Below are 22,319 nucleotides of genomic sequence, written 5' to 3'. Positions count from 1 at the left end.
TCCATGACGAGGTGCAGAGCTTCGTCCAGCGTCTCCTGACCAAGGGGTTCGGCCTGCCCAGCGGGCCGCTCGGCCGGGTCGGTGGCCGCCTCATGGCGCACGGCAACGCCGCCACCGAACGGCACGTCGTCGAGCTGGCCGGGCCCACGGAGCAGGAGGTCGTCCTGGTCGTCGGGCCCGGCCCCGGGGTGGGACTCGAAGCCGCGGCCCTACGCTCCGCCCACGTGATCGGCATCGACCCGTCCGACGTCATGCTCGCCATGGCCCGCCGCCGGTGCGCGTCCCTGATCGACAGGGGCCGCCTCCGCCTCGCCGTCGCCACCGCCGCCCGAACCGGCGAGGCCGATGCCTCCGTCGACGTCGTGATCTCCGTCAACAACCTCCAGCTGTGGCCCGACGTGCCCGCCGGCCTGACCGAGCTCCACCGCGTCCTGCGCCCCGGAGGCCGCATCCTCCTCGCCGCCCACGAGAAGTGGCTCCCCACCGACCTCGCCACCCTCACCAACGCCCTCGAAACGGCCGGCTTCACCTCCGTCCGCACCCGAACCTGGAACCCCCCGACCCGCATGGCCTCGACATCGGCCCTCCTGAGCGCGGTACGCGTCTAAGCCGTGTCTTGCGGGTGCCCGGCGGAGCCGGCGGCCCGCGCCCCGGGTCCGTACGGTGCTCCGCCGGGGTGGTTCCCGAGGGCCAGTGGGCGGAGTACGGCACGGCTCGCGGGGCGCGGGCGGGGTTCGGTACGAAGCTGTGCGCTGCTCCCCGCATTCCGCGACGCCGGAGGTTCGTACGCCCATGACCCACGCACACCTGAAGCCGGAGCGGCGGCGCCGCCGACGGGGCGGGACGGCCGGTGTGGCGGCCGCCGCGCTCGGCTTGGCCCTCGTACTCGCCCTGCCCGGCGCGGCGCTGGCCGCACCCGGAGATCTGGATCCGACCTTCGGTTCCGATGGCCGGGTGACCACCCCCTTCCCTGAACCCGTGTCAGGCAACGACATCGCGCGCCAGTCCGACGGCAAGCTGGTCGTGGTGGGCGCGAGCGGGGCCGGTTTCGCGCTCGCGCGGTACGACACCAACGGCGGCCTCGACCCCGCTTTCGCCGGCGACGGTACGGTGACCAGTGACTTCGGCGGCGGCAGCCACACGGCCAACGCGGTGGCGATCCAGCCCTCGGACGGGAAGATCGTCGTGGCGGGTACCACCGAGGTGATCGCGGAGGAGGGCGGCGGTTGCTGCTTCTTCTCCGTGGCCCGCTACCACACCGACGGCAGTCTCGACACGGGCTTCGGCGACGGCGGCCTGGTCCGGGTCGAGGAGTTCGGCGGCTCCGCCGATGGCGCGGACGTGGCGGTACAGTCCGACGGCAGGATCATCGCCGCGGGCAAGGGCGGCGGGGGCGGCTTCGCGCTCGTCCGCCTCGACACGAACGGGAACCTGGACCCGAGCCTGGGCGGCGACGGCGCGGTGGTCGCCGGGTTCACCCCCACCTCGCCCCAGGACGGCGGCGGCATCGCCCGCGGCATGGCCCTCCAGCCGGACGGCAAGATCGTCTCGGTCGGCTACGTCGGCAACACGGCCTTCGACATCGGCGTGGCCCGCTACCTGCCCGACGGCACCCTCGACTCCACTTTCAGCGGTGACGGCATGGTGACCGCGGACTTCGGCGGCACCGAGTTCGGCAACGCCGTGGCGGTACAGCCGGACGGCAAGATCGTCGCCGCGGGTTCCGGCGGCGCCGGCTTCGCCCTCCTGCGCTACAACGCCGACGGCAGCCCGGACACCGGCTTCGGCGCCGGCGGGCGCACCTCGGTCAACTTCCCCGGTGACGGCGGCATCGCCCGCGCCATGGCCCTCCAGCCGAACGGCAAGATCATCCTCGCCGGGCAGGCCGACGACCCGAACAGCTCCGAGGGCACCGACTTCGGCCTCGTCCGCTTCAACCCCAACGGCACCGTGGACACCGGCTTCGGCGGCGACGGCTTCGTCCTCACCGGGTTCCTGGACTTCGACGAGGCCCGCGGCGTGCTCGTCCAGCCGGACGGCAACATCGTCGCGGCGGGTCACGCGTCGGGCCTCGCGTTCGCCCTCGCCCGCTACCAGGGTGGCGACGGCACGCCCCCGCAGCAGCCGATCGCGGACCTGTCGGTGACGAAGACCGGTACGGGCACCCTGAGCATCGGCGACCGCGCCACATACACGGTGACGGTCTCCAACTCCGCGACCTCCACCGCCACCGCGACCGGCGTCACCCTGTCGGACACGCTCTCCGGAGCCGGTGTCAGCCTGACCTCGGCCGCAGCCTCTCAGGGCACGTGCACCACCACCGCGACGGGCGCCACCTGCGCGCTCGGCTCCCTGGCCCCGGGCGCGAGCGCGACGGTCACGGTGACGGCCGAGCCCAGGGCCACCGGCACGGTCACGAACACGGCCACCGCGAGCGCCGGCCAGCAGGACCCCACGACCCCCAACAACACGGCCACCTGGACCACCTCGGTGAACAACGCCCGAGGCTGCACGATCATCGGCACCAGCGGCGCCGACACCTTGAACGGCGGCTACGTCACCGACGTGATCTGCGCCCTCGGCGGAAACGACACCGTCCGCGCGAGCTACGGAAACGACACCGTCCACGGCGGCTTCGGAAACGACAACATCGACGGCGGCTTCGGCGACGACACTCTGAACGGCGGTCCCGGCAACGACACCCTGATCGGCTACTACGGCAACGACCGCCTCACCACCACCGACGGCGTCGCCGGCAACGACACCGCCAACGGCGGAGCCGGTACCGACGCCTGCACCACCGACCCGGGCGACATCCGCATCAGCTGCCCCTGACCCGAGCTGCCCCTGACCCACCCCCTTCCCCGAGAGCCGCCGCCACCCCATCAGGGCGGCGGCTCTCCCGCGCCTCGCCGGCGATTCAGCGGCACAGGGCCGTGTCCACCAGGCTCTCGACGCGCTTCCTGACGGCGTCGTCGATCGGGACGCTGGTCACAGTGACGTTGGCGGCGCGGCCGTCGTCGGTGACTCCACCGCGCGTCTCGAATCCCGCGATATCACCGCCGTGGCCCCAATAGACACCACCGCACGACAGCGGCCTGCTCATCAGCCCCAGCCCGTAGCCTGCGCCGGTGTCCCCGATCGGGACGGTGGTGCGCATCTGCGCGAGTTGGGCCGCCGGAAGGAGGCGGCCGGCCAGGAGCGCGCTGAAGAACCGATTGAGGTCGGAGTCGGTGGAGATCATCTGGCCTGCCGCCCAGCCCGCAGAGGGGTCTATCTCCGTGTAATCGCGCATGGGCGCGCCTGGAGAATCCTGTCCGTAGCCCTTGGGGTGGGGTTCTCGGATGGACCTGTCACCTGCAACGGGGAAGTAGGTGTGGCGCAGCCCGATGCGCTTGACGATGCGCCGATCCACCTCCTCGGCGAGGGGGCGACCGGTGATCTTCTGGATGATGAGGCCGGCCACCACGTAGTTCGTATTGCTGTACGCCCATTTCTCACCGGGGGCGAAGTCGGCTTTGTTTCGGAAGGCGATGTCGAGCAGATCGCGGGGTTCGAAGTACCGGTGCTGAAGCGTGTCGTCGGGGATGTCATCCCCGTATTCGGGCAGTCCGCTGGTGTGTTGCAGGAGCTGACGGACTTTGATGTGACGTCCGTCGATCCCGTCCCCGCGTACGAGGCCCGGCAGATAGGTGTCGACCGAGGCATCGAGGTCGATCTTCCCTTCACCCACCAGTTGCAGTGCCACGACCGCGGTGAACGTCTTGGTGTTGCTGCCCATCCGCATCTGACCGTCCACGGGCACCTTCGAGCCGGTGGCCAGATCGCCGACCCCCGCGGTGTAGGTACGGGTGCGACCTTCGCGGTCCGTGACGCTCGCCAGCGCGGCCGGCAGGCCATCGGTACGCACCAGCGCGTTCAGGCCTTGCTGCACGGTGTCCGGCCTGGGCGCGGCGAACGCCGCGGGCGGCGCCAGGGCACCCATCGACATGACGCCGACGGTCAACGCGACCGCCGCGGCCCGCACGGTTCCGCGCCGGCCGCCTTGCTGCCGCCTGGAAAAGCGAAGCCTTTGCGATGACTGCTCACGCATGAGTCAACTCCTGTCGAATCGTCGGGAAGTGAGCACTGCCGGCCGACGGCCAACTGCTCAGGGCACGATGTTGGCTCCCGAGGTCGCGGATGCGCATCACGGAAAGGCGGGAGAAAGTACTCCCCCGATCGGGGGAGGCCAGGAGCGAGCCGCCCGGTGATACTGGCCGGATTATGATCAAGGGAATCCGGCCGCTGCTGCGCGGCTCCACGTATGTGGGCATGTTGTTCGCCTGTTGCGGTGCGTTGGTGAGCCTTCCACTGCTGCCTTTCGCGCTGCTGCCGACGCTCGCCTGGCGATCCGCTCCCGAGGGGGTGCAGACCGTTCTGGTCCTGCTGGTCTGGGCGGTCTTGATCGGCGTGCTCGGGCTGGCCCACACCACGCGGCGGGCGCTGGTCGCGTCCGCCCGTCGACTGCTGCGGGTGCCGTTGCCGGAACCGCCGGCCCGCCGTCAACGTGCGAGCCCACCGGGCGGGGCGGCGACCCATCCGGTGCACGATCCCGTCGGGAAGCCCGCCCCCACCGAGCCGTCCGGCGCCGACCGGTGGCGCACTCCTCTGTGGCTGCTGCTCCACGTGGCCCTGGGGTGGACGGGGGCGCTGGTGAGCGGCGTGCTGATCCTCGTCGGCCTGACCCTCCCGATCGGTTGGTTCGGTGCCGAGTTGACCCTCAGCCTGTACGGCTGGTCGGCCCGGGTGGAGGGTGGGTGGCAGAGCCGGGTGGTGGCGCTCGGCTGCCTGCCGGCGGCGGCGATCGTGTGCGTGGTGGTGACCCACACCCTGCGGTGGTTGGCACCCAGGCTGTTGGGGCCCTCATCGGCCGAGCGGCTCGCGCTGGCGGCCGAGCGGGAGCTGCGTCTGGCCGAACGGAACCGGCTCGCCCACGAGTTGCACGATTCGATAGGGCACACCCTGACGGCGACCACCATCCAGGCCGCGGTGGCGGGCGAGCTGCTCTCCACGGATCCGGGAGCGGCGCGTGCCGCCCTGCGCAGCATCGAGGAGTCGACCCGGGCCGCCCTGGAGGATCTGGACTACGTACTGGGCGTGCTGCGCGAACAGCGGGCGGAGACAGCGCCGCTCCGCACCCTGGCCGACCTCCCCGAGCTGCTCGGCCGATTGCGGCACACGGGTGCGCAGGTGGAGCCGGAGCTGTCGGGCGACATGACGCAGGTGCAGGGAACGCTGTCCCGGGCGGCGTACCGGATACTGCAGGAGGGGCTGACGAACGCGTTGCGGCACGGGGCGCAGGGCCGGATCGACGTCCGGGTGGCGGTCGAGACGGGCGGCCTGGAGCTCAGTGTGGTCAACCCGATCGGGGGAGGCATACGTACGGGTAAGGGTCGGGGCAGGTCGAGCCGCGACGCCTTCCCGACATCCGGACACGGGCTGCCCGGCCTGACGGAGCGCGTACGGCTGCTGCACGGTGAGATCGAGGTCGGTCCGGACGGGCCGCGGCACTGGCGGTTGGCCGTCCGGCTGCCGGTACGGTGATCGGCATGATCGGCTCTGACTCCAGCGAGACCGCCCCAACCGGCGCTGCCGCCACCAGCCCTGACGCCGGTGGCACCATCACGCTCCTGATCGCGGACGACGACGAGGTGACCCGCAGCGGTCTGCGTACGCTGCTCTCCACGCAGCCGGGGCTCACGGTGGTCGGCGAGGCCGCCGACGGCGTCGAGGCGGTCGAGCAGGCGCGGCGGCTCAGGCCGGACGTGATCCTGATGGACGTGCGGATGCCGCGCCGCAACGGGATCGAAGCCACCCGGCAGGTGCTGGCCGAGTCGGCCGAACCGCCCAAGGTCGTGGTGATCACCACCTTCGAGAACGACGACTACGTCACCGCCGCGCTCAGCGCGGGGGCCAGCGGATTCGTGCTCAAGCGGCTTCCGGTCCGACAGATAGCGGAGGCGGTGCGGGTGGTGGCGGCGGGCGAGGCGATCCTCTTCCCGACGGCACTGCGCCGGATGGTCGCCGCCCGCCCGCTGGCCTCCGCCAAGGCGTTGCCCAGGGCGGCGCTGACAGGACGGGAGGAGGGAGTGCTGCGGTTGATGGCCACCGGCCTGTCCAACCCGGAGATCGCGGAGTCGCTCACGGTCAGCCTGGAAACGGTGAAGACGCACGTCGGGAACGTGTTGACCAAGCTCGGCGCGCACAACCGGACGCACGCGGTGGTGATCGCTTACGAATCGGGACTGGTGGTGCCGAGGTTTACCGGCTGACAGCCGGCCACCGTCATGCGGCGCGCGGGCGTGCTCCGGCCGGAGCAGCGGAGCCATGGGTGTCGAGCAGGGCGCGGCCGAGGAGTGGCAGTTCCACGTCCCGCGCCGACGTCAGGGGAGGACGGTGCGGGACGTGGTCGGTGGAGAGGTTCAGATCGTCACGCAGACGCCGTCTTCGATCGTGCGGCCGTCGCGCTCCAGTCCGCCGCAGACGAGCTTGGAGTGCGCCTGCTCGTAACCGACGGCCCACCTGTGACTGGCGGCGTTCACCTTCGGCGAGTGGTAGTTGCCCCAGTAGGCGCGCAGCGTCCCGGGGAGGCCGTCCTTGGTCTGGACGGTGATGTCCTGTACGAACCTGTTGTGGTGTGCGGTCATGACGCAGATGTACTTGCCACAGTGGCTGTCGACCTGGGCGAACGCGGGCGCCGCCGAGACGAGCGTGATCGCGCAGGCGGCGAGGGCGAGTGCGGGCTTCTTGATATCGATCATGGCCTGTTGAACGATCCCGGCACGAGCCCGTTACCCGCTTTCCCGATCCGCTTTCCCGATCCGCTTTCCTGTCACCGCTTCCCGTCACCACACCGGGTGCAGGGGGTGGTCGGCACCCGTCCGGCGTTCGCGTCCGGCTCCGGAACCGGTCGCGGCCGCCGGACAGGTTGCCGCCTGGGCCCACGCGAAATCCTGCCGCTTTGCCGCGAGCCCAGTCAATCCTTGGGTTTCCTTGCCCAAGCCCAAGGGATAGCTTGGGTTTTGTGACTCTGGATGACCTCCGCGTGTTCGTGGCCGTGTGCCGGACCGGAAGCCTCAGCGGCGTGGCACGGGAACTGGGCTGCACCCAGTCCGCGGTGAGCCAGCACGTGAAGCGGCTGGAGCGGGAGACGGGGGTGACCCTGCTGGAACGCCGCCCGCGCGGTACGGTGCCCACCGCCGCCGGGCGGATCCTCTACGAGGCCGCCGCCGACGGGATCACCGGACTCGACCGGGCGCTGCGTACGCTCGACGACCTGGCGAACGGCGCCGGCGGATCCGTACGGGTCGGCACCGGCGGCGCGACCCTGCGGCACTTCATGGCCGAGGCGATCGTCGGCTTCCGACGGCGCAACCCCAGGCTGAGCCTGGAGTTCCGGACCGAGACCTCCAGCCGCCGCTGCTTCGACGCGCTGCTGGCGAACACGCTGGACCTGGCGTGGATCACCATCGGCGCTCCGGTGCCGGGCATCGAGCAGCGGCCGGTCGTCGACCTGCCCTGGGTGCTCGCCGTACGCGCGGACGACCCGCTCGCCGACCGGTCGACCGTCGACGCCGCCGACCTCACGGACCTCCGCCTCGTCCGGCTGCCGCCGAACTCCCTCTCCGGCGCCCGCCTGGACGCGGCGTTCACCGAGCTGGGCGTGCGCGTGGCCTCGGACACCAGCGTGGCGGACTGGGACACCGCGCTGCTGCTCACCGAACTCGGCCTGGGGCCCACGGTCGTACCCGCCGTCCCGGGGCTGCGGGTTCCGGGGGACGGCCCGCTGCGGCTCGTTCCCGTTCCCGCGCTGCCCGCGCTTCCGGTCGGCTGGGCGGTCCGCCGCTGGGACGCGCTCACGCCACTGGCTCGGGCCTTCGCCGACACGGTCGCCGCGACCTGCACCGAGCAGTCGACCATCGTGCGCCGCCAGGCCGTGTCTTGACCTGGGCCGTGCCACGACCTAGCGGTGGTGGTGGCCGCCGAGGAAGATCGGGTTGGTGAACGCCGCGAGCGGGCCCGGGAGTCCGGCCACCGTCGGGGCGTGCCGCAGCTCGGCGCGTACGTACGTCGTGTACCGCGGCGTCGTGAGCCATTCGGCCGCGCCGGTGCCGGAGGCGGGGAGGGTGGTGGTGAGAAGGGTGCCCTGGTCGGTGACGAGGGACAGGGTGCGGCCGGGGGCGCCGGAGGCCTCGCAGCGGATCGTGATCGGCTCGGCGGGCTCCGCCGGGAGGCGTTCGCCGATGCCCGCGTGCCGGCCGCGGCTGCCGACGGCCGTGAGGGACAGGGACACCGCGGCCGACTCGGCGACGTACGCGCGACCTGCCCGCAGGCCCGCCAGGATCGCGTCACGGCTCAACTCCTTGGCCAGCACCACCGTCTGCGGGCCGCCGACCCGGTCGGGGTCGCGGTGGGCGTCGCTGTTGCCCATGGCCGGGGTCCACGGCCTGCCCGGGACGGCGCCCGCCAGGGTGGCGTCCCAGGCCTGGAGGCTCACCTCGTCGTCGGGGGTGAAGGGACCGTTCCACACCTCCACCAGGTCCGCCTCGGCGAAGCCGAACTTCCAGTTGCAGCCGACGCAGGTGGCGTGCGGGTGCGCCGGGACGACCAGCCCTCCCGCCCGGCGTATCTCGCGGGCGAAGCGGCCGAAACGATTCTCCCGAGCCCGGTAGCGCCAGTCCACGAAGGTGCCGGGGTCCGTGCCGATCGCGAGGACGTGGCCGTTGCGAGTGGTGATCTCCTCGCCGGTGAGGATCAGCAGGTCGTCTCCCCACAGCCCTTCCCAGGCCCCGTGCGCGGAGTTCGTGTTGTGCTCGGAGGTGTTGATGAAGTCCAGCCCGGCGGCGCGGGCGAGGGCCGCGAGCTCGGCGGGGGAGCGGCGGCCGTCCGAATGCACGGAGTGCAGGTGGCAGTCGCCCCGGTACCAGGCCCTGCCCCGGCCCCGGGCCCGCAGCGGCGGGTGGATCGGCCTCGGGGTGCGGCCCGGGTCGCCGTACCGGAGCGTGATGGTCACCGCGTACGGGAGTCCCTGCGGGGCCACCGTGTAGGGGCCGAGGACGACGTGCCAGGTCCCGGCGCGCAGGGGGCCGGGCAGGTAGCCGGGGGTGGCGGCGTCGGCGCGCAGGAAGAAGGAGCTGCGGGCGCCGCCCGACCAGCCGCGGAATCCCTCGCCGCCGAGGCCGGTGCCGCGCTCGTCGAAGATGCCGATGTCCAGGGCGTTGTTCGGGGTGCCGGGCGGGACGCTCACCTTCTCGTACGTGTAGGAGACCTCGATCTCCCGCACCCCGCGCGGCACGTCGAAGGGCAGCTCGACGAAGTCGGGTGCGCCGGGTGGCAGGGTGCCGCGTACCGTCCTGGTCTCCTCGCCGGCCCCGGCCGCGCCGGCGAAGCCGACCCGGCCCAGGGTCAGGACGGTGGCCGCACCCGCCACGAAGACCGCGCGCCTGCCTACGGATTCGCTCACGCCGGTCACTTCCCAGGGTGTGGAGGGACGGGGGAGGTGCCTTTCGAGCCTGGTACCGCGCCGTTAACTCCTCCCCAAGGGTGGGGGGCCAGGTGGTAGCGGTTGCCTTACCGCGGCGCACTCCATGGCACTACGCGGCGTCCCGGCCGAGGGAGCCGGTCCAGGCACGCTCCCGCAGCAGGCGCAGGCCGTTGAGGCCGACGATGACGGTGGAGCCTTCGTGGCCGGCGACACCGAGCGGCAGGGGCAGCGTCCCGATCAGGTCCCAGGCCACCAGCGCGGTGATGAAGGTTCCGGCGATGACCAGGTTCTGGACGACGAGACGGCGGGCCCGGCGGGAGAGGGTCACGACGGCGGGGACGGTGGCGAGTTCGTCGCGGACCACGACGGCGTCGGCCGTCTCCAGGGCGAGGTCCGAGCCCGCCTTGCCCATGGCGATGCCGGTGTGCGCGGCGGCCAGGGCGGGGGCGTCGTTGACGCCGTCGCCGACCACCAGCACCCGGAGCCCCTCGGCCTCCCACCCGCGGACGGCGGCCACCTTGTCCTGCGGGAGAAGTCCGGCGCGAACGTCGGTGATGCCGACCTCGGCGGCGAGCCGGCGGGCGGCGCGCTCGTTGTCGCCGGTCAGCAGCACGGGTGGACGACCCGTCAGTTCGGTGAGCGCGGCCACGGTGGCCCGGGCGTCGGGGCGGAGCCGGTCGGTGAGGCCCAGCACCCCGACCGGTTCGCCGTCGAGCCGTACGAGGACCGTGGTGCGGCCCCCGTCTTCGAGTGCCCGTACCGCTGCGCCGATCCCCTGGCCCCCGGCCCCGGCGAGGTGGGCCGGGGAGCCGACCTGGACGGTGCGGTCGCCGACGGCGGCGGTGACGCCCTGCCCGGGGGTGGAGGTGAAGTCGGTCGCCTCGGGGAGGGTGAGGCCCCGTTCGCGGGCGGCCCGGACGACGGCGCGGGCGAGCGGGTGCTCGCTGGGATGTTCGGCCGCCGCCGCCAGGGCCAGCAGCGCGTTCTCGTCCAGTCCGGAACCGGGCTCGGGGCGGATGTCGGTGACGTGGGGGACGCCCTCGGTGAGCGTGCCGGTCTTGTCGAGGGCCACGGCGTCGACCTGGCCCAGGCGTTCCATGACGACGGCCGACTTCGCCAGGACGCCGTGCCGGCCGGCGTTGGCGATGGCGGAGAGCAGCGGCGGCATCGTGGAGAGCACCACCGCGCAGGGCGAGGCGACGATCATGAACGTCATCGCGCGGAGCAGGGCGGGTTGCAGGGCGGAGCCGAAGGCGAGCGGGACCGCGAAGACGGCGAGGGTGGCGACGACCATGCCGATCGAGTAGCGCTGCTCGATCTTCTCGATGAAGAGCTGGGTGGGGCCTTGGTCTCGGAGGCCTCCTCGACCATCTTCACGATCCGCGCGATCACCGAGTCGGCCGGATCCCGTTCGACCCGCACGCCGATGGCGCCGGTGCCGTTCAGCGTGCCGGCGAACACCTCGTCACCCGCCTGTTTGGCCACGGGCAGGGGTTCGCCGGTGATGGTGGCCTGGTCTACGTCGCTCGCCCCGTGGAGGACCCGGCCGTCGGCGCCGATCCGTTCCCCGGGCCGCACCAGGATGGTGTCCCCGACCTTCAGGTCCCCGGCCGGGACCGGTTCCTCGGTGCCGTCGGACAGGAGCCGGGTCGCCGTGGCGGGGGCGAGGTCGAGGAGTCCGCGTACGGAGTCCGCCGTCCGGGCGGTCGCGACGGCCTCCAGGGCGCCGGAGGTCGCGAAGATGACGATCAGCAGCGCCCCGTCCAGGACCTGTCCGATCGCCGCCGCCCCGAGCGCGGCCACGACCATCAGCAGATCCACGTCCAGGGTCTTGTCCTTGAGTGCCTTCAGGCCCTCCCAGCCCGGCTCCCAACCGCCCGTGACGTAGACGGCGGCGAAGAGCGGCGCCCACGTCCACACCGGGGCGTCGAGCAGCTTGAGGGGGAGGGCGACCAGGAACAGGACCAGCGCGGCCAGCGCCCACCGGGCCTCCGGCAGCGCCAGGATCCGCGTACGGCGTCGACTCGCCGCCGGCGGTCCGACGGTGGCCTGTGCGGGCCGCTGATCCAGGGCAGAAGACATGACAAAGCGACCCTTCGCGGGCGGATGGGGCAACGGCATCCACCATACAGGAACATCTGAATAGGTCTTCATGTGTCATAGGTATGATGTCCGCATGGGCCACGGAACCGACACAGCCGGCCGCGCCACCGCGCGCGAGCGCCTCGACGCCGTCGGCACGGCCGACGTCGCCGCCACCCTCCAGGCCCTCGCCACCCCGTCACGCCTGTACATCCTGGCCCGGCTCCAGGAAGGGCCCTGCTCGGTGGGCGACCTCGCCGAGGCCGTCGGCATGGAAGCCTCGGCCTGCTCCCACCAGTTGCGCCTGCTGCGCAACCTCGGGCTGGTCACCGGTGAGCGCCACGGGCGCTCGATCGTCTACGCCCTCTACGACAACCACGTCGCCGAACTCCTCGACCAGGCGCTGTACCACGTCGAGCACCTACGGCTGGGAATCCACGACGCCGCCGCGCCCGCCGGCGAGAGCGCGCCGGCAGGCGGGTACTGAGCGAGGCGGTCGGGCGGGCCCGGTGCTTCGGGCCCGCCGCGCGCGGTCAGTCGTCCAGGGTGTCCAGTACCCGGCCGAGGTCCACGAACTTGAAGCCGGTCGCGGTGCGCGGGCCGTCCTCCGGGCCGTCGTGCCCGTCCTGGACCACGAGCAGGCCGCGCGGGAAGGCGCGGCCGAGGGGCCGGTTCAGGGCCGCGGCCCCGTCGCACTCCTCCGAGCCGTCGAGGTCCCGCGAGCGCGCGGTGATCCGTACGCCGCCCTCGTACTCGTGGTCGTCCTCGCGCTCGCGGTCGTAGAAGGCGAAGGTGTCGTCGCCCTGACTCGACACCATGAGGTAGCCGTCACCGTCCCCCTCGTCCACGATCGTCAGCCCCTCCACGTCGGCGGACAGGCGGCGGCCGCCGAAGCCAGGGTCGGCGCCGGGCGTGCAGTCCTCGGTCTCCTCGTCGTACACGGCCGGGACGCCGTACGAGCGGACCCGGTCCACCAGCACCGGCGCGGACGTCAGATCGGCGCGCATCCGCCAGACGCCGACGTCCTCCTGGCCGGCGTAGAGCGTGCCGTCGGCGGGGTCGACGACCATGCCCTCGATCTGGGGCCGCTCGTCGGGCTCGCCGCAGGGGGTCCAGGTCGCGCCGTTCGGCAGCCGGAAGGACGAGGGCAGGTCCAGCGTCCGCACGAGGCGGTAGCCGACGGTGCCGCCGGGCTCGGCGGTCAGTTCGAGCAGGGCGATCCGCGTCTCGTGGCGGCGGCTGACCAGGGCGTAGGAGCGGCCGGTGGCCTCGTCCGTCCAGGTCGCCAGGCCGTACGCGGTGCGCTGGTCGTCGATCTCCTCCTGCGAGGCGGAGAACACCGCGGGCGCGGTCGGGGCGGTGACGTCGGTCAGCGGGCCGCCGGGGCGGTCGGCGTCGATGCGGTAGAAGCGCAGGCGGTCGTTGCCGCGGTCGGTGACGACGGCGAGGTCGCTCCGGCCGGTGGACAGGCGCATCCGGTGGACCAGGTCGACGTTGTTGAACCGTCCCGGTGCGTGGTCGGGCCCCGGCACGCTCGGCGCGGGCAGCGCCTGGACCTGACGCGCGCCGAGGTCGTAGACGCGCAGTCCGCCCTCCTTGGCGGTGGCGACGACCAGACTGCGGTCGGGGTCGGCGCTGTTGCGCCAGATGGCCGGGTCGTCGGCGTTGGCGTTGCCGCCCTCCTCGTCGTCGAACAGCGTGGCGGTCTCCGCCACCGGGGTGACGGCGGGCAGCCGGCCGCTCTCGCGGCCCTGCGCCGTGGCGGGGGCGGCCGCGGTGAGGCCGGCGAGGACGGCGAGCGCCGCGGTCAGGGCGAGAGCGGTCGCGGCGGGGCGGGCGGGGCGGGCGGGACGATGAGGGTCCACCGGGAATCTCCAACGGTTGGTCGGACACGTGTGGGGCAATGGCGGCTGAAGACTGGAGGCCCCGCGTTAAGGACGCGCCGGCGCCGGGCGACGCACAGCCGTGCATGGCATGAACACGGCGCGCCACCCCGCACCCGCCGCGGCAGGCTCCAGGAGGCGGGGGCGGCGCGTCGAGGTGCACGGCGTTTGGCGGCCGGCGAGACTGGACCCATGACGACCATGGCGGTACTTGAAGGCGGACCGGACGATCTGCCGGAGCGCGTCGTGCCGGTCGCGGCGCCGGGCGAGGACCTGAAGATCGCCCACCGCGGCGGATACGAACACTTCAGGGCTACCTCCCGCTTCCGCAACGGCGGCCAGAACGCCGGCGAGGGCGGCGGCGAGGGCGGCCGGCTCCCCGTCTACGAATGGTGGGAGCGCACCGAGATCGCCGAATGACCCCGGCGGGGGGTGGCGTGCGGGAGCCGGCGATCATCGAGGCGCCGTCCGTGCTCGGGCTGCGGCCGTCCGGCGTCCAGGACCTGCCGGAAGCCCTGCTCGCCGCCGGTCTGGCGCGGCGGCTGGGGGCCGTGCGTGCCGCCCGGCTCGAACCGCCGGCGTACGACCCGAGGCGGGACGACGCCACCGGGATCCTCAACCCGGAGGCCATCGCACGCTACTCCGTCGAGCTGGCCGACGCGGTCGGCGTCGTCCTCGACCGCGGCCGCTTTCCCGTGGTGCTCGGGGGTGATTGCAGCATCCTGCTCGGCAACCTCCTGTGCCTGCGCCGTCGCGGACGCCACGGCCTGCTGTTCCTCGACGGCCACACCGACTTCTACCAGCCATCGGCCGAGCCGACCGGCGAGGCGGCCTCGATGGAACTCGCCCTGGCCACCGGCCGTGGCCCCCGGCTGCTCACCGACCTCGAAGGACGCGGACCCCTGCTGCGCGACGAGGACGTCGTCGCCTTCGGCTTCCGCGACACGGCCGAGTCCACCGGGGCCGGGATGCAGCCGCTGCCGCCCGGACTGCGGGCGATCGACCTCGACGGGGTACGCGCGGTCGGCGCCGTCACGGCGGCGCGGCGGGCGGTCGAGCATCTCGCCGCCGGCGGGAGCGCCGGATTCTGGGTCCACCTGGACGTCGACGTCCTGGACGACGCCGTCATGCCGGCCGTCGACTACCGCCTCCCCGGCGGGCTGACCTGGCAGGAACTGGAAGGCGTGCTGCACACGGCGCTGGCCGACGAACGCGCCGTCGGCCTCGACGTCACGATCTTCAATCCCCGCCTCGACCCCGACGGCACGATCGCCGCCCGCCTCGTCGCATGCCTGGGCCGAGGCCTTGCCGCCACCGGCCGGGGCGCGGGCGGCGGGTGAAGGGGATCACCGCTTCGAGGGGAAGGTCACGTCATGGAGCCGGGTGCGGGTTGCGCGGGGGTTTCCGTACGGGGGCTCGCCATGGGGGTGGGCGATTCGCCCGGTGCGGGTTGTCCCTTCGGTTCGCCGGTCGCGCGCGCCGCCCCGGGCGGCGTCGTCGGTGACGGAGCCCCGATCACGGCCCCTTCGCGCCGCAGGACGGCGTAACCGATGCCGATGCCGATCGCCACGGGCCACTCCAGGACTTCGGCGGCGGCCAGCGCGCCGAGACCCAGATAGATCGGAAGTCCCTTCTTGGCCGGCAGCACCTGCCGGGCCACCGCCACGGGCAGCATCGCCGCGTTGACGGCGCCGCCCGCGACCCGGTCGAACGAGGGGACGGTCACGGTGAAGCTGCGCTGTCCGTTGTCTCCGTCGCCCCGGCTGCCGCCCGGGCCGCCTCGGTGCTTTCCGTCGTCCTGCTTGGTCGTGGCGTCCTGTGGGGGCTGCCGGCCCGGCGTCGAGTCGGCCAGGTCATGTGGAGAGCCCACGGATCTCACCTCCGGAGTGCGACAACAAGACAAATGTCCTCGCAGCGCGTATTTCCTTAACGGGGTGGAATAAGCAGATTCGACCGGATTGATCCCCTCGACGTTCCGGGGAAGGACGTTCATGCCGGAGCCGAAGACCTCATCGGCGGGTCCCGCCGCCCCAGTCGCCGACACGACGGCCTCCCTTCTCGGCTCGGTGTTCTCCGGACTGGCCGCCTGCGCCGCCTCGGGAGCGCGGGTGGCTTGGGAGGTGGCGGAGACCCTCGTCGGAACGCGCCACCGTGAAGTGTGGCGGCAGCCCGGCCGTTGTTACATCGAGGTGTCCGGCGTCCACGGCGCCGAGGGCGAGAGGGTGGCGCGCCGCATCGAGCGCGCGCTCGAAGGCCATCCGGGCGTGGTGTGGGCGCGCGTGAACGCGCCCATGGAACGCGTGATCGTCGAGGTGGACGCGCCGCCCCCGCCGGAGAAGGAGTTGGTGGCCCTCGTCGAGGGCGCGGAAGGGGACCACGCCGCCGAGGAGGAGGCGTTCGACGACTGGCGCCCGGAACCCGATCACCCGTCCGAGGGTCCGCCCTTCCCCTGGCTGCCCGCCCTGGCGGCGGACACCCTCGGCCTGACCATCGCCACGGTCCGCAGGGTCGCCCCCTGGTTCGGACTGCCCGCGGAGGTCGCCGCCCTCGTCGACGCCCTTCGCGCGCACCCGCGGCTGCGGCATCTGGTGGAGGACGTCGGCGGAGAGGAGCAGGCCGAGTCCCTGCTGTCCGTGGCGGGGGCGCTGATCCAGGGTGTGGCGACCGGAGGTGGCGGGATCGCCTTGGACGTGCTGCTGCGCGTCGCGGCGTGGCGCGAGGCGAGCGCCGAGCGCGGAGCCTGGAGCGAGGCCGAGCCGGGACTCGTACGCGGCCCCGACGAGGCGTCCGCCGAGGCGGTGGCGACCGAGCGGGCGGGCCCGCTGCCCCAGGACGCGGTGGATCGCTTCGCGGAGCGGTCGATGGCGATCGGCGTCGGCGCGGCAGCGGCCGCGTTGCCCTTCGCGGGACTGCGGCGGGCGATCGCCGTGGGCGTCGCCTCGGTGCCCAAGCCTCCGAAGGCCGGCCGCGAAGGCTTCGCCGCGAGCCTCGGCCGACATCTGGCACAGCGTGGAGTGGTGACGATGGACCGCACCGTCCTGCGCCGGCTGGGCCAGGTGGACACGATCCTCCTGGAGGAGGACGCCCTGCGCGGCGACCGCTACGAGCCGATCGACCTCGATGTCGTGAACGGCGCCGAGGCCGTGGAGGTCTCCGAACGCCTCTTCGCCCTCTACGATCCCGACGCCCCCCTGGCCACCCACCGCGACGGCGACTGGGTTCTGGGCCCCTTGGAGGAGCTGGACCTCGATCCACCAACAGGCCTCGACGGACCGGAGGGCGACGACACGGACACGGCACAGCCCCCCGAGGCCGGTGATTCCGAAGCCGACGTGGCCGAGCGCGTCCGGCGCCGCGGCGCCGAGCGGTTGCTCGGCCTGGCCCGGGGGAACCGCCTCCTGGCCGTCGCCGGTCTCGCCACCCAGTCCGCCCCGGGCTCCGAGGCCGTCGCGGCGGCGGCCCGCCGCGCCGGGGCCCGCGTCATCGTGGCCAGCGCCCGCGAGGACGCCCGTATCCCGTACGCCGACGCCGTCGTCCCGGCCGGCAAAAGCCTGGTCGCTTCGCTGCGCTGCCTCCAGGCGGACGGCGCCGTCGTCCTGCTCGTCTCCGGCAACCGGCGCGCCCTGGCCGAGGCCGACTGCGCCGTCGGCGTCCACCGGCACGAGGAGCACACTCCCTGGGGGGCGCACCTGCTGGTCGGCGCGGACCTCGAAGCGGCCGCCCTCGTGGTCGACGCCGTCGCCTGCTCCGCCAGGGTGGACCACGACAGCCACATCCTCGCCGCCGGCGGCAGCGGTGTCGGCGCCGTCGCCGCTCTCCAGTCACCCACCTGGCGGGCGACGGCGCGGGTACTGGCGATCGGCAACACGGCGGGCCTCGTCGCGTTCGGCCTCGGATTCTGGCGCGCCCGGCAACTCCTGGCCCGCCCCCTGGTCCCGCCCGTGACCACCACCCCCTGGCACCTGATGCCCGTGGACCGGGTCCTGGAGCGGCTCGACAGCCGCCCGGAAGGCCTGTCGGGGCAGGAGGCCCAGTCCCGCGCGGAGCGCGCGTACGCCGACGCCCCCGGGCCGTTGACCCTCCCGTACGCCTTCATCGACGAGCTCTCCAATCCGCTCACCCCCGTCCTCGCGGTCGGCGGCGCGCTGGCGGCGGCCGTGGGCTCCCGTACCGACGCCGCGCTGGTCGCGGCGATCACCAGCCTGTCCGCCCTGGTCGGAGGCTTCCAGCGGGTACGGACGGACCGGGCCCTCGCTCAACTGTTCGCCCGCTCCGCGATCGGCGCCCGGGTCCGCCGGGCCGGGCACGAGCGGCTGGTGGCGGCCGGCGAGCTGGTCCCCGGCGACGTCGTCGTCCTGGGCCCAGAGGACGTCGTCCCCGCCGACTGCCGCCTGCTGGAGGCGGACGGCCTGGAGGTGGACGAGTCCTCCCTGACCGGTGAGTCCCTCGCGGTGACCAAGGGCCCGGCGCCGGTCGTCGCCTCCCACATCCAGGGCCGGACCTCCATGCTCTACGAGGGGACCAGCGTGTCGTCCGGGCACGGCGTCGCCGTCGTCGTCGCCACCGGAGCGGCCACCGAAGCGGGCCGCAGCCTCGCCACGGCCCGCCAGTCCGCGCCCGAGACCGGTGTGGAGTCGCGGCTCTCCTCCCTCACCCGCTCCAGCATCCCCATCGCCCTCGGCTCCGCCCTCGCCGTGACCCTCTCCGGCCTCCTGCACGGCAAGCCCCTGACCGAGAACCTCGCCTCCGCCGTCAACCTCGCGGTCGCCTCCGTGCCCGAGGGCCTGCCGTTCCTGGTGAACGCGGCGCAGCTGGCGGCCGCCCGTCGACTGGCCGACGTGGGCGCGCTGGTCCGCAACCCCCGCACCATCGAGGCCCTCGGCCGCGCCGACGTGCTCTGCTTCGACAAGACCGGCACGCTCACCGAGGGCACCCTGCGCCTCTCCGAGGTCCACGACGGCGACACCGCCGCCCCCCTGGACGGGCTCGGCAGCCACCACAAGTACGTACTCGCCGCCGCCCTGCGCGCCACCCCGGCCGCCCGACAGGCCGAACCGATGGCCCACCAGACCGACCGTGCCGTCCTCGACGGCGGTCGCCGGGCCCGGGTCGGCGCGCGTACCGGCGCCGCCCGCTGGCACCACATCGACACCCTGCCCTTCGAACCGGCCCGGTCCTATCACGCCACCACCGGACAGACGTCCGGAGGCGTCCTGCTCAGCGTGAAGGGCGCGCCCGAGAACGTCATCGCCCGCTGCACCGGCCGGCGCCCCGCGCACGGTCAGGCCACCGAGCTGGACGACGCCGCACGGGCGCGGCTGGCCACGACGGCCGAGGAACTCGCCGCAGCGGGGCGCCGCGTCCTGGCCGTGGCCGAGCGCCGGATGCGTGACGACGAGGAGCTGACCGACGAAACCGTCCGCGACCTGATCCTGCTCGGCTTCGTCACGCTTTCCGACCCGCTGCGCTCCAGCGCCGCACCCGCCACCGCCCGCCTGCGCGCCGCGGGCGTGCAGACGGTCATGCTCACCGGCGACCACCCGGCCACCGCCGACGCGATCGCCTCCGCCATCGGCGACATGGCCGACGACATGACGACGGGCACCGACGGAGCGACCACGGGCACCGACGAGACGGTCGAACTCACCATCCGAACCGGCCCCGAGCTCGACGAGCTGGACGACGACGCCCTGGACGAACTGCTGCCCACCGTGGACGTCATCGCCCGTTGCAGCCCCGCCCACAAGGTCCGCATCGTCCAGGCCTACCAACGCCTCGGACGCGTCGTCGCCATGACCGGCGACGGCGCCAACGACGCGCCCGCGATCCGACTCGCCGACATCGGCATCGCGCTCGGCCACCGCGGCACGCCCGCCGCGACCGCCGCCGCCGATCTCGTCGTCACGGACGACCGGCTCGAAACCATCGTCGCGGCCCTGACCGAGGGCCGGGCCATGTGGGCGTCCGTCCGCACCGCCCTCGCCATCCTCATCGGCGGCAACCTCGGCGAGGTCGCCTTCAGCGTCCTGGCCTCCGCCGTCACCGGCGTCACCCCCCTCAATGCCCGCCAGATCATGCTGGTCAACCTGCTGACCGACCTCGCGCCCTCCCTCGCCATCGCCATGCGGGAACCTTCCGGCCAAGCCGGCGAACGCCTTCTGGAAGAGGGCCCGACCCAGTCCCTGAGCAGCGCCCTCACCCACGAAATGCTCCACCGCGGCGTGGTCACCGCCATCGGAGCCGGCCTGGCCTGGACGGTGGCGAGCCTGACCGGCCGGCCGCGACGAGCCGGCACCGTGGCCTTGGCCGCCGTCGTCGGCACCCAGCTCGTCCAGACCCTCACCACCGGCGGAACGGACCGCAACGTGCTCGTCGCCGGCCTCGGCTCGGCCGCCGTACTGCTCGCGATCATCCAGGTCCCCGGGGTCAGCCGGTTCTTCGGCTGCGTACCGCTGGGCCCCGTCGCGTGGGGCATCGTCCTCGGCTCGATCACCGCCGCCGTCGCCCTCGGCTACCTCTGGCCGTCCCTCCGGGAGATCGCCGGGTCACCGGCCAGCTTCGAGTGACGGTAGGAGTACGCGAAGTAGATCACCAGTCCGATCAGGAACCAGACCGCGAAGCGGAGCCACGTCTCCACCCGCAGGTAGGTGATGAGCCAGACGGAGGCGACGACCCCGATCGCCGGGGTGAACGGCATGAGCGGCGTACGGAACGTGCGGGGCAGGTCGGGGCGCCGGTAGCGGAGCACGATGACCGCCGTGCACACGACGGCGAACGCGAGCAGGATGCCGATGTTGGTCAGCTCCGCCGCCTCCCCGATCGGAACGAGACCCGCGATGACGGCGGACGCCACGCCCACGATCCAGGTGACGCGGGTCGGCACGTGCCGCGTCGGATGCGTCTTGGCGAACCAGCGGGGCAGCAGCCCGTCGCGGCTCATGGAGAACCAGACGCGCGTCACACCGAGCATGAACGTGAACATGACGGTGAGGATGCCGATGATCGCCCCGACGGCGATGACGTCGGCGATCGCGCCGAGCCCGACGGCCTTGAACGCGCTGGAGAACCCGCTCTCCGGGTCGATCTCCGTGTACTTCTGCATGCCGGTCAGGACCAGGCAGGCGAGCACGTACAGCACCATGGCGATCGCGAGGGAGTAAATGATCGCCTTCGGCATGTGGCGCTGGGCGTCCTTGGACTCCTCCGCCGCCGTGCTCATCGCGTCGTAGCCGAACACCGCGAAGAAGACCGTCGCCGCACCGGTGAAGGCGCCGCCGACCCCGTAGGGGAAGAAGGGCGTGTAGTTGGACGTGTTGATGTGGAAGAAGCCGACGACGATCACCAGCAGCACCACCAGCACCTTCAGCCCGACGACGACCGTCTCGAAGCGCGCGGCGCTCTTGATGCCGAGGTTGAGCAGGTACGCGGTGAACAGGCAGAGCACGACGGCGATCAGGTCGACGCGGTGGCCCTCACCGGTCCCCGGCGCTCCCAGCATCCAGGTGGGCAGGGCCGTGCCCGTCTCGACCAGCAGGAAGTTGAAGTAGCCGGAGATCCCGATGGCGACGACCGCCACGATGGCCGTGTACTCCAGGAGCAGGTCCCAGCCGATGAACCAGCCCGCCAGCTCGCCCAGTACCGCGTAGCCGTACGTGTACGCCGATCCCGCCTTCGGGATCAGTCCGGCGAACTCCGCGTAGGAGAAGGCGGCCGCGGCGCTGGCCACGCCGGCGATGAGGAACGAGACCAGTACGGCCGGCCCCGCCACACCGTTGGCGACCGTCCCGGCCAGGGTGAAGATCCCCGCGCCGATGATGCCGCCGACACCGATGGCGGTCAGCTGCCACAGGCCGAGCGTGCGTGTGAGCTGTTCGCCGGGGGCTCCCTCCGCTTCTTCGATGTGCTCGATCGGTTTGCGACGCAGTACGCCCTGCCCCGCACGCAACCTCGCCATGCTCCCGTCCTCTCCACGAAGGGGTGACGGTCGCTCATCATCGCGGTGCCGGCGGCCCGACGGAACGAGGCGCCCCGCAGGCTCGCGAACTCTTCCGCGCGACGCCCGCCGCTCGCAGGCCGGGGGAAGGACGAGGTCGGCGACCTCCCCGGGGCGGGCCCTGTACCCTCCGGACGAGCCACGTCCGAGGCCGCGACCGTGTCGTCGCGCCATCTCCGCGGAGTTCAGCCCATGCCCACACGGCCCACGCCCACACGGCCCACGCTCGTCGTCGTCAGCGGTCCACCGGCCACGGGCAAGACCACCCTCGCCCACAGCCTGGCCCGCGAACTCGGTTGCCCCGCGATCATCCGCGACGAGATCAAGCAGGGCATGGTCATGAACACCCCGGACCATGTCGCGGACGGTCAGGACCGCCTCGACATCCCCGCCATGCACGCCTTCTTCACGACCCTCACCGTGCTCTTGCGGGCAGGCGTCACCGTCGTCGCCGAAGCCGCCTACCAGGACCGCCTGTGGCGCCCCGGCCTCGAACCCCTCACGGAGCTCGCCGAACTCCGCGTCATCCGCTGCGCCACGACCACGCGGACCATCGTCGAACGCGTCACCCGGCGCGCCGCCACCGACGGGCACCGCGCCGCGCACGGCGATCGGCAACTCCTCACGGACATCGCCACGGGCACCTACAGTCCCGACGCGTTCGTCGACATCTCCCTCGACGCACTCACGCTGACCGTGGACACCTCCGACGGGTACCGGCCGGACACCCCGGAGATCGCCGCCTTCGTCCGGGCGCGCTGACGGCCGACGCGTGGGGGAGCACGGGCCCCATGGTCCTGACCGACCGTCACGCCTGAGCCGGACCGCGAGCCGG

General features: G+C 72.9%; 16 protein-coding genes and 1 pseudogene. 10 read left to right on the top strand and 7 right to left on the bottom strand.

What is annotated here, in order from left to right; translation table 11 throughout:
- Positions 1-11: 11 nt before the first annotated feature.
- Positions 12-608: a class I SAM-dependent methyltransferase gene (locus M4D82_RS02305; RefSeq protein WP_249764394.1), complete on the top strand. Its 597-nt coding sequence runs from the start codon at positions 12-14 to the stop codon at positions 606-608.
- A 184-nt stretch (positions 609-792) separates the two neighbouring features.
- A complete protein-coding gene (locus tag M4D82_RS02300; protein ID WP_249764393.1) occupies positions 793-2,835 on the top strand; it encodes a calcium-binding protein in 2,043 nt (680 codons plus the stop codon).
- An 85-nt stretch (positions 2,836-2,920) separates the two neighbouring features.
- Here M4D82_RS02300 and M4D82_RS02295 read toward each other — a convergent pair whose 3' ends face one another.
- On the bottom strand, positions 2,921-4,093 hold the full coding sequence (locus M4D82_RS02295; protein ID WP_249764392.1) for a serine hydrolase domain-containing protein: 1,173 nt from the start codon (positions 4,091-4,093) through the stop codon (positions 2,921-2,923).
- 173 nt (positions 4,094-4,266) lie between these two features.
- Here M4D82_RS02295 and M4D82_RS02290 point away from each other — a divergent pair, with 173 nt between their 5' ends.
- Positions 4,267-5,586, top strand: a complete 1,320-nt coding sequence (locus M4D82_RS02290; RefSeq protein ID WP_249764391.1) for a sensor histidine kinase — start codon at positions 4,267-4,269, stop codon at positions 5,584-5,586.
- 5 nt (positions 5,587-5,591) lie between these two features.
- Positions 5,592-6,314: a response regulator transcription factor gene (locus M4D82_RS02285; protein WP_249764390.1), complete on the top strand. Its 723-nt coding sequence runs from the start codon at positions 5,592-5,594 to the stop codon at positions 6,312-6,314.
- A gap of 150 nt (positions 6,315-6,464) precedes the next feature.
- Here M4D82_RS02285 and M4D82_RS02280 read toward each other — a convergent pair whose 3' ends face one another.
- Positions 6,465-6,803, bottom strand: a complete 339-nt coding sequence (locus M4D82_RS02280) for a hypothetical protein (RefSeq protein ID WP_249764389.1) — start codon at positions 6,801-6,803, stop codon at positions 6,465-6,467.
- Between the two features lie 263 nt (positions 6,804-7,066).
- Here M4D82_RS02280 and M4D82_RS02275 point away from each other — a divergent pair, with 263 nt between their 5' ends.
- Positions 7,067-7,987: a LysR family transcriptional regulator gene (locus M4D82_RS02275; RefSeq protein ID WP_249764388.1), complete on the top strand. Its 921-nt coding sequence runs from the start codon at positions 7,067-7,069 to the stop codon at positions 7,985-7,987.
- An 18-nt stretch (positions 7,988-8,005) separates the two neighbouring features.
- Here M4D82_RS02275 and M4D82_RS02270 read toward each other — a convergent pair whose 3' ends face one another.
- Positions 8,006-9,505 carry a CehA/McbA family metallohydrolase gene (locus M4D82_RS02270; protein ID WP_249764387.1) on the bottom strand — a complete coding sequence of 500 codons (1,500 nt, stop codon included), beginning with the start codon at positions 9,503-9,505 and terminating at the stop codon, positions 8,006-8,008.
- 130 nt (positions 9,506-9,635) lie between these two features.
- Positions 9,636-11,608 (bottom strand): annotated as a pseudogene (locus tag M4D82_RS02265) (heavy metal translocating P-type ATPase).
- A gap of 94 nt (positions 11,609-11,702) precedes the next feature.
- Here M4D82_RS02265 and M4D82_RS02260 point away from each other — a divergent pair.
- The gene (locus M4D82_RS02260) at positions 11,703-12,095 is read left to right on the top strand and encodes an ArsR/SmtB family transcription factor (RefSeq protein ID WP_249764386.1); all 393 of its coding nucleotides are present in this window, start codon (positions 11,703-11,705) and stop codon (positions 12,093-12,095) included.
- 46 nt (positions 12,096-12,141) lie between these two features.
- Here M4D82_RS02260 and M4D82_RS02255 read toward each other — a convergent pair whose 3' ends face one another.
- The gene (locus tag M4D82_RS02255; RefSeq protein ID WP_249764385.1) at positions 12,142-13,473 is read right to left on the bottom strand and encodes a phytase; all 1,332 of its coding nucleotides are present in this window, start codon (positions 13,471-13,473) and stop codon (positions 12,142-12,144) included.
- Positions 13,474-13,683: 210 nt separating this feature from the next.
- On the opposite strand from M4D82_RS02255, the gene M4D82_RS02250 reads away from it, so the two are divergent.
- Both M4D82_RS02250 and M4D82_RS02245 read left to right on the top strand, forming a co-directional pair.
- The gene (locus M4D82_RS02250; RefSeq protein ID WP_249764384.1) at positions 13,684-13,911 is read left to right on the top strand and encodes a DUF5988 family protein; all 228 of its coding nucleotides are present in this window, start codon (positions 13,684-13,686) and stop codon (positions 13,909-13,911) included.
- Positions 13,908-14,831, top strand: a complete 924-nt coding sequence (locus tag M4D82_RS02245) for an arginase family protein (protein ID WP_249764383.1) — start codon at positions 13,908-13,910, stop codon at positions 14,829-14,831. Before M4D82_RS02250 ends, M4D82_RS02245 begins: the two co-directional genes overlap by 4 nt.
- Positions 14,832-14,857: 26 nt before the next feature.
- Here M4D82_RS02245 and M4D82_RS02240 read toward each other — a convergent pair whose 3' ends face one another.
- Positions 14,858-15,361 (bottom strand): hypothetical protein, encoded by a 504-nt coding sequence (locus M4D82_RS02240; protein WP_249764382.1) that lies wholly within the window; start codon positions 15,359-15,361, stop codon positions 14,858-14,860.
- Between the two features lie 121 nt (positions 15,362-15,482).
- Between M4D82_RS02240 and M4D82_RS02235 the strand changes: the two genes are divergently transcribed.
- Positions 15,483-20,057: a cation-translocating P-type ATPase gene (locus M4D82_RS02235; protein ID WP_249764381.1), complete on the top strand. Its 4,575-nt coding sequence runs from the start codon at positions 15,483-15,485 to the stop codon at positions 20,055-20,057.
- On the opposite strand, the gene M4D82_RS02230 is transcribed toward M4D82_RS02235, so the two are convergent.
- Positions 20,003-21,445, bottom strand: a complete 1,443-nt coding sequence (locus M4D82_RS02230) for an amino acid permease (RefSeq protein ID WP_249764380.1) — start codon at positions 21,443-21,445, stop codon at positions 20,003-20,005. The two genes, M4D82_RS02235 and M4D82_RS02230, sit on opposite strands and share 55 nt — an antisense overlap.
- A gap of 231 nt (positions 21,446-21,676) precedes the next feature.
- Between M4D82_RS02230 and M4D82_RS02225 the strand changes: the two genes are divergently transcribed.
- Positions 21,677-22,246, top strand: a complete 570-nt coding sequence (locus tag M4D82_RS02225; RefSeq protein WP_249764379.1) for a P-loop nucleotide/nucleoside kinase family protein — start codon at positions 21,677-21,679, stop codon at positions 22,244-22,246.
- Positions 22,247-22,319 lie beyond the last annotated feature (73 nt).

Origin of the sequence: Streptomyces sp. RerS4 (assembly GCF_023515955.1) — a bacterium.
In the GTDB taxonomy this organism is placed as follows: Bacteria; Actinomycetota; Actinomycetes; order Streptomycetales; family Streptomycetaceae; genus Streptomyces.
The sequence above is the reverse complement of the archived record's forward strand: the minus strand, read 5'-3'. Positions and strand labels throughout refer to the sequence as shown.

What these genes read in the sequence shown, in the direction of transcription:
- M4D82_RS02295 (WP_249764392.1), bottom strand. Translation starts at nt 4,093, where the DNA reads ATGCGTGAGCAGTCATCGCAAAGGCTTCGCTTTTCCAGGCGGCAGCAA.
- M4D82_RS02260 (WP_249764386.1), top strand. Translation starts at nt 11,703, where the DNA reads ATGGGCCACGGAACCGACACAGCCGGCCGCGCCACCGCGCGCGAGCGC.
- M4D82_RS02230 (WP_249764380.1), bottom strand. Translation starts at nt 21,445, where the DNA reads ATGGCGAGGTTGCGTGCGGGGCAGGGCGTACTGCGTCGCAAACCGATC.
- M4D82_RS02290 (WP_249764391.1), top strand. Translation starts at nt 4,267, where the DNA reads ATGATCAAGGGAATCCGGCCGCTGCTGCGCGGCTCCACGTATGTGGGC.
- M4D82_RS02280 (WP_249764389.1), bottom strand. Translation starts at nt 6,803, where the DNA reads ATGATCGATATCAAGAAGCCCGCACTCGCCCTCGCCGCCTGCGCGATC.
- M4D82_RS02235 (WP_249764381.1), top strand. Translation starts at nt 15,483, where the DNA reads ATGCCGGAGCCGAAGACCTCATCGGCGGGTCCCGCCGCCCCAGTCGCC.
- M4D82_RS02300 (WP_249764393.1), top strand. Translation starts at nt 793, where the DNA reads ATGACCCACGCACACCTGAAGCCGGAGCGGCGGCGCCGCCGACGGGGC.
- M4D82_RS02245 (WP_249764383.1), top strand. Translation starts at nt 13,908, where the DNA reads ATGACCCCGGCGGGGGGTGGCGTGCGGGAGCCGGCGATCATCGAGGCG.
- M4D82_RS02225 (WP_249764379.1), top strand. Translation starts at nt 21,677, where the DNA reads ATGCCCACACGGCCCACGCCCACACGGCCCACGCTCGTCGTCGTCAGC.
- M4D82_RS02250 (WP_249764384.1), top strand. Translation starts at nt 13,684, where the DNA reads ATGACGACCATGGCGGTACTTGAAGGCGGACCGGACGATCTGCCGGAG.
- M4D82_RS02285 (WP_249764390.1), top strand. Translation starts at nt 5,592, where the DNA reads ATGATCGGCTCTGACTCCAGCGAGACCGCCCCAACCGGCGCTGCCGCC.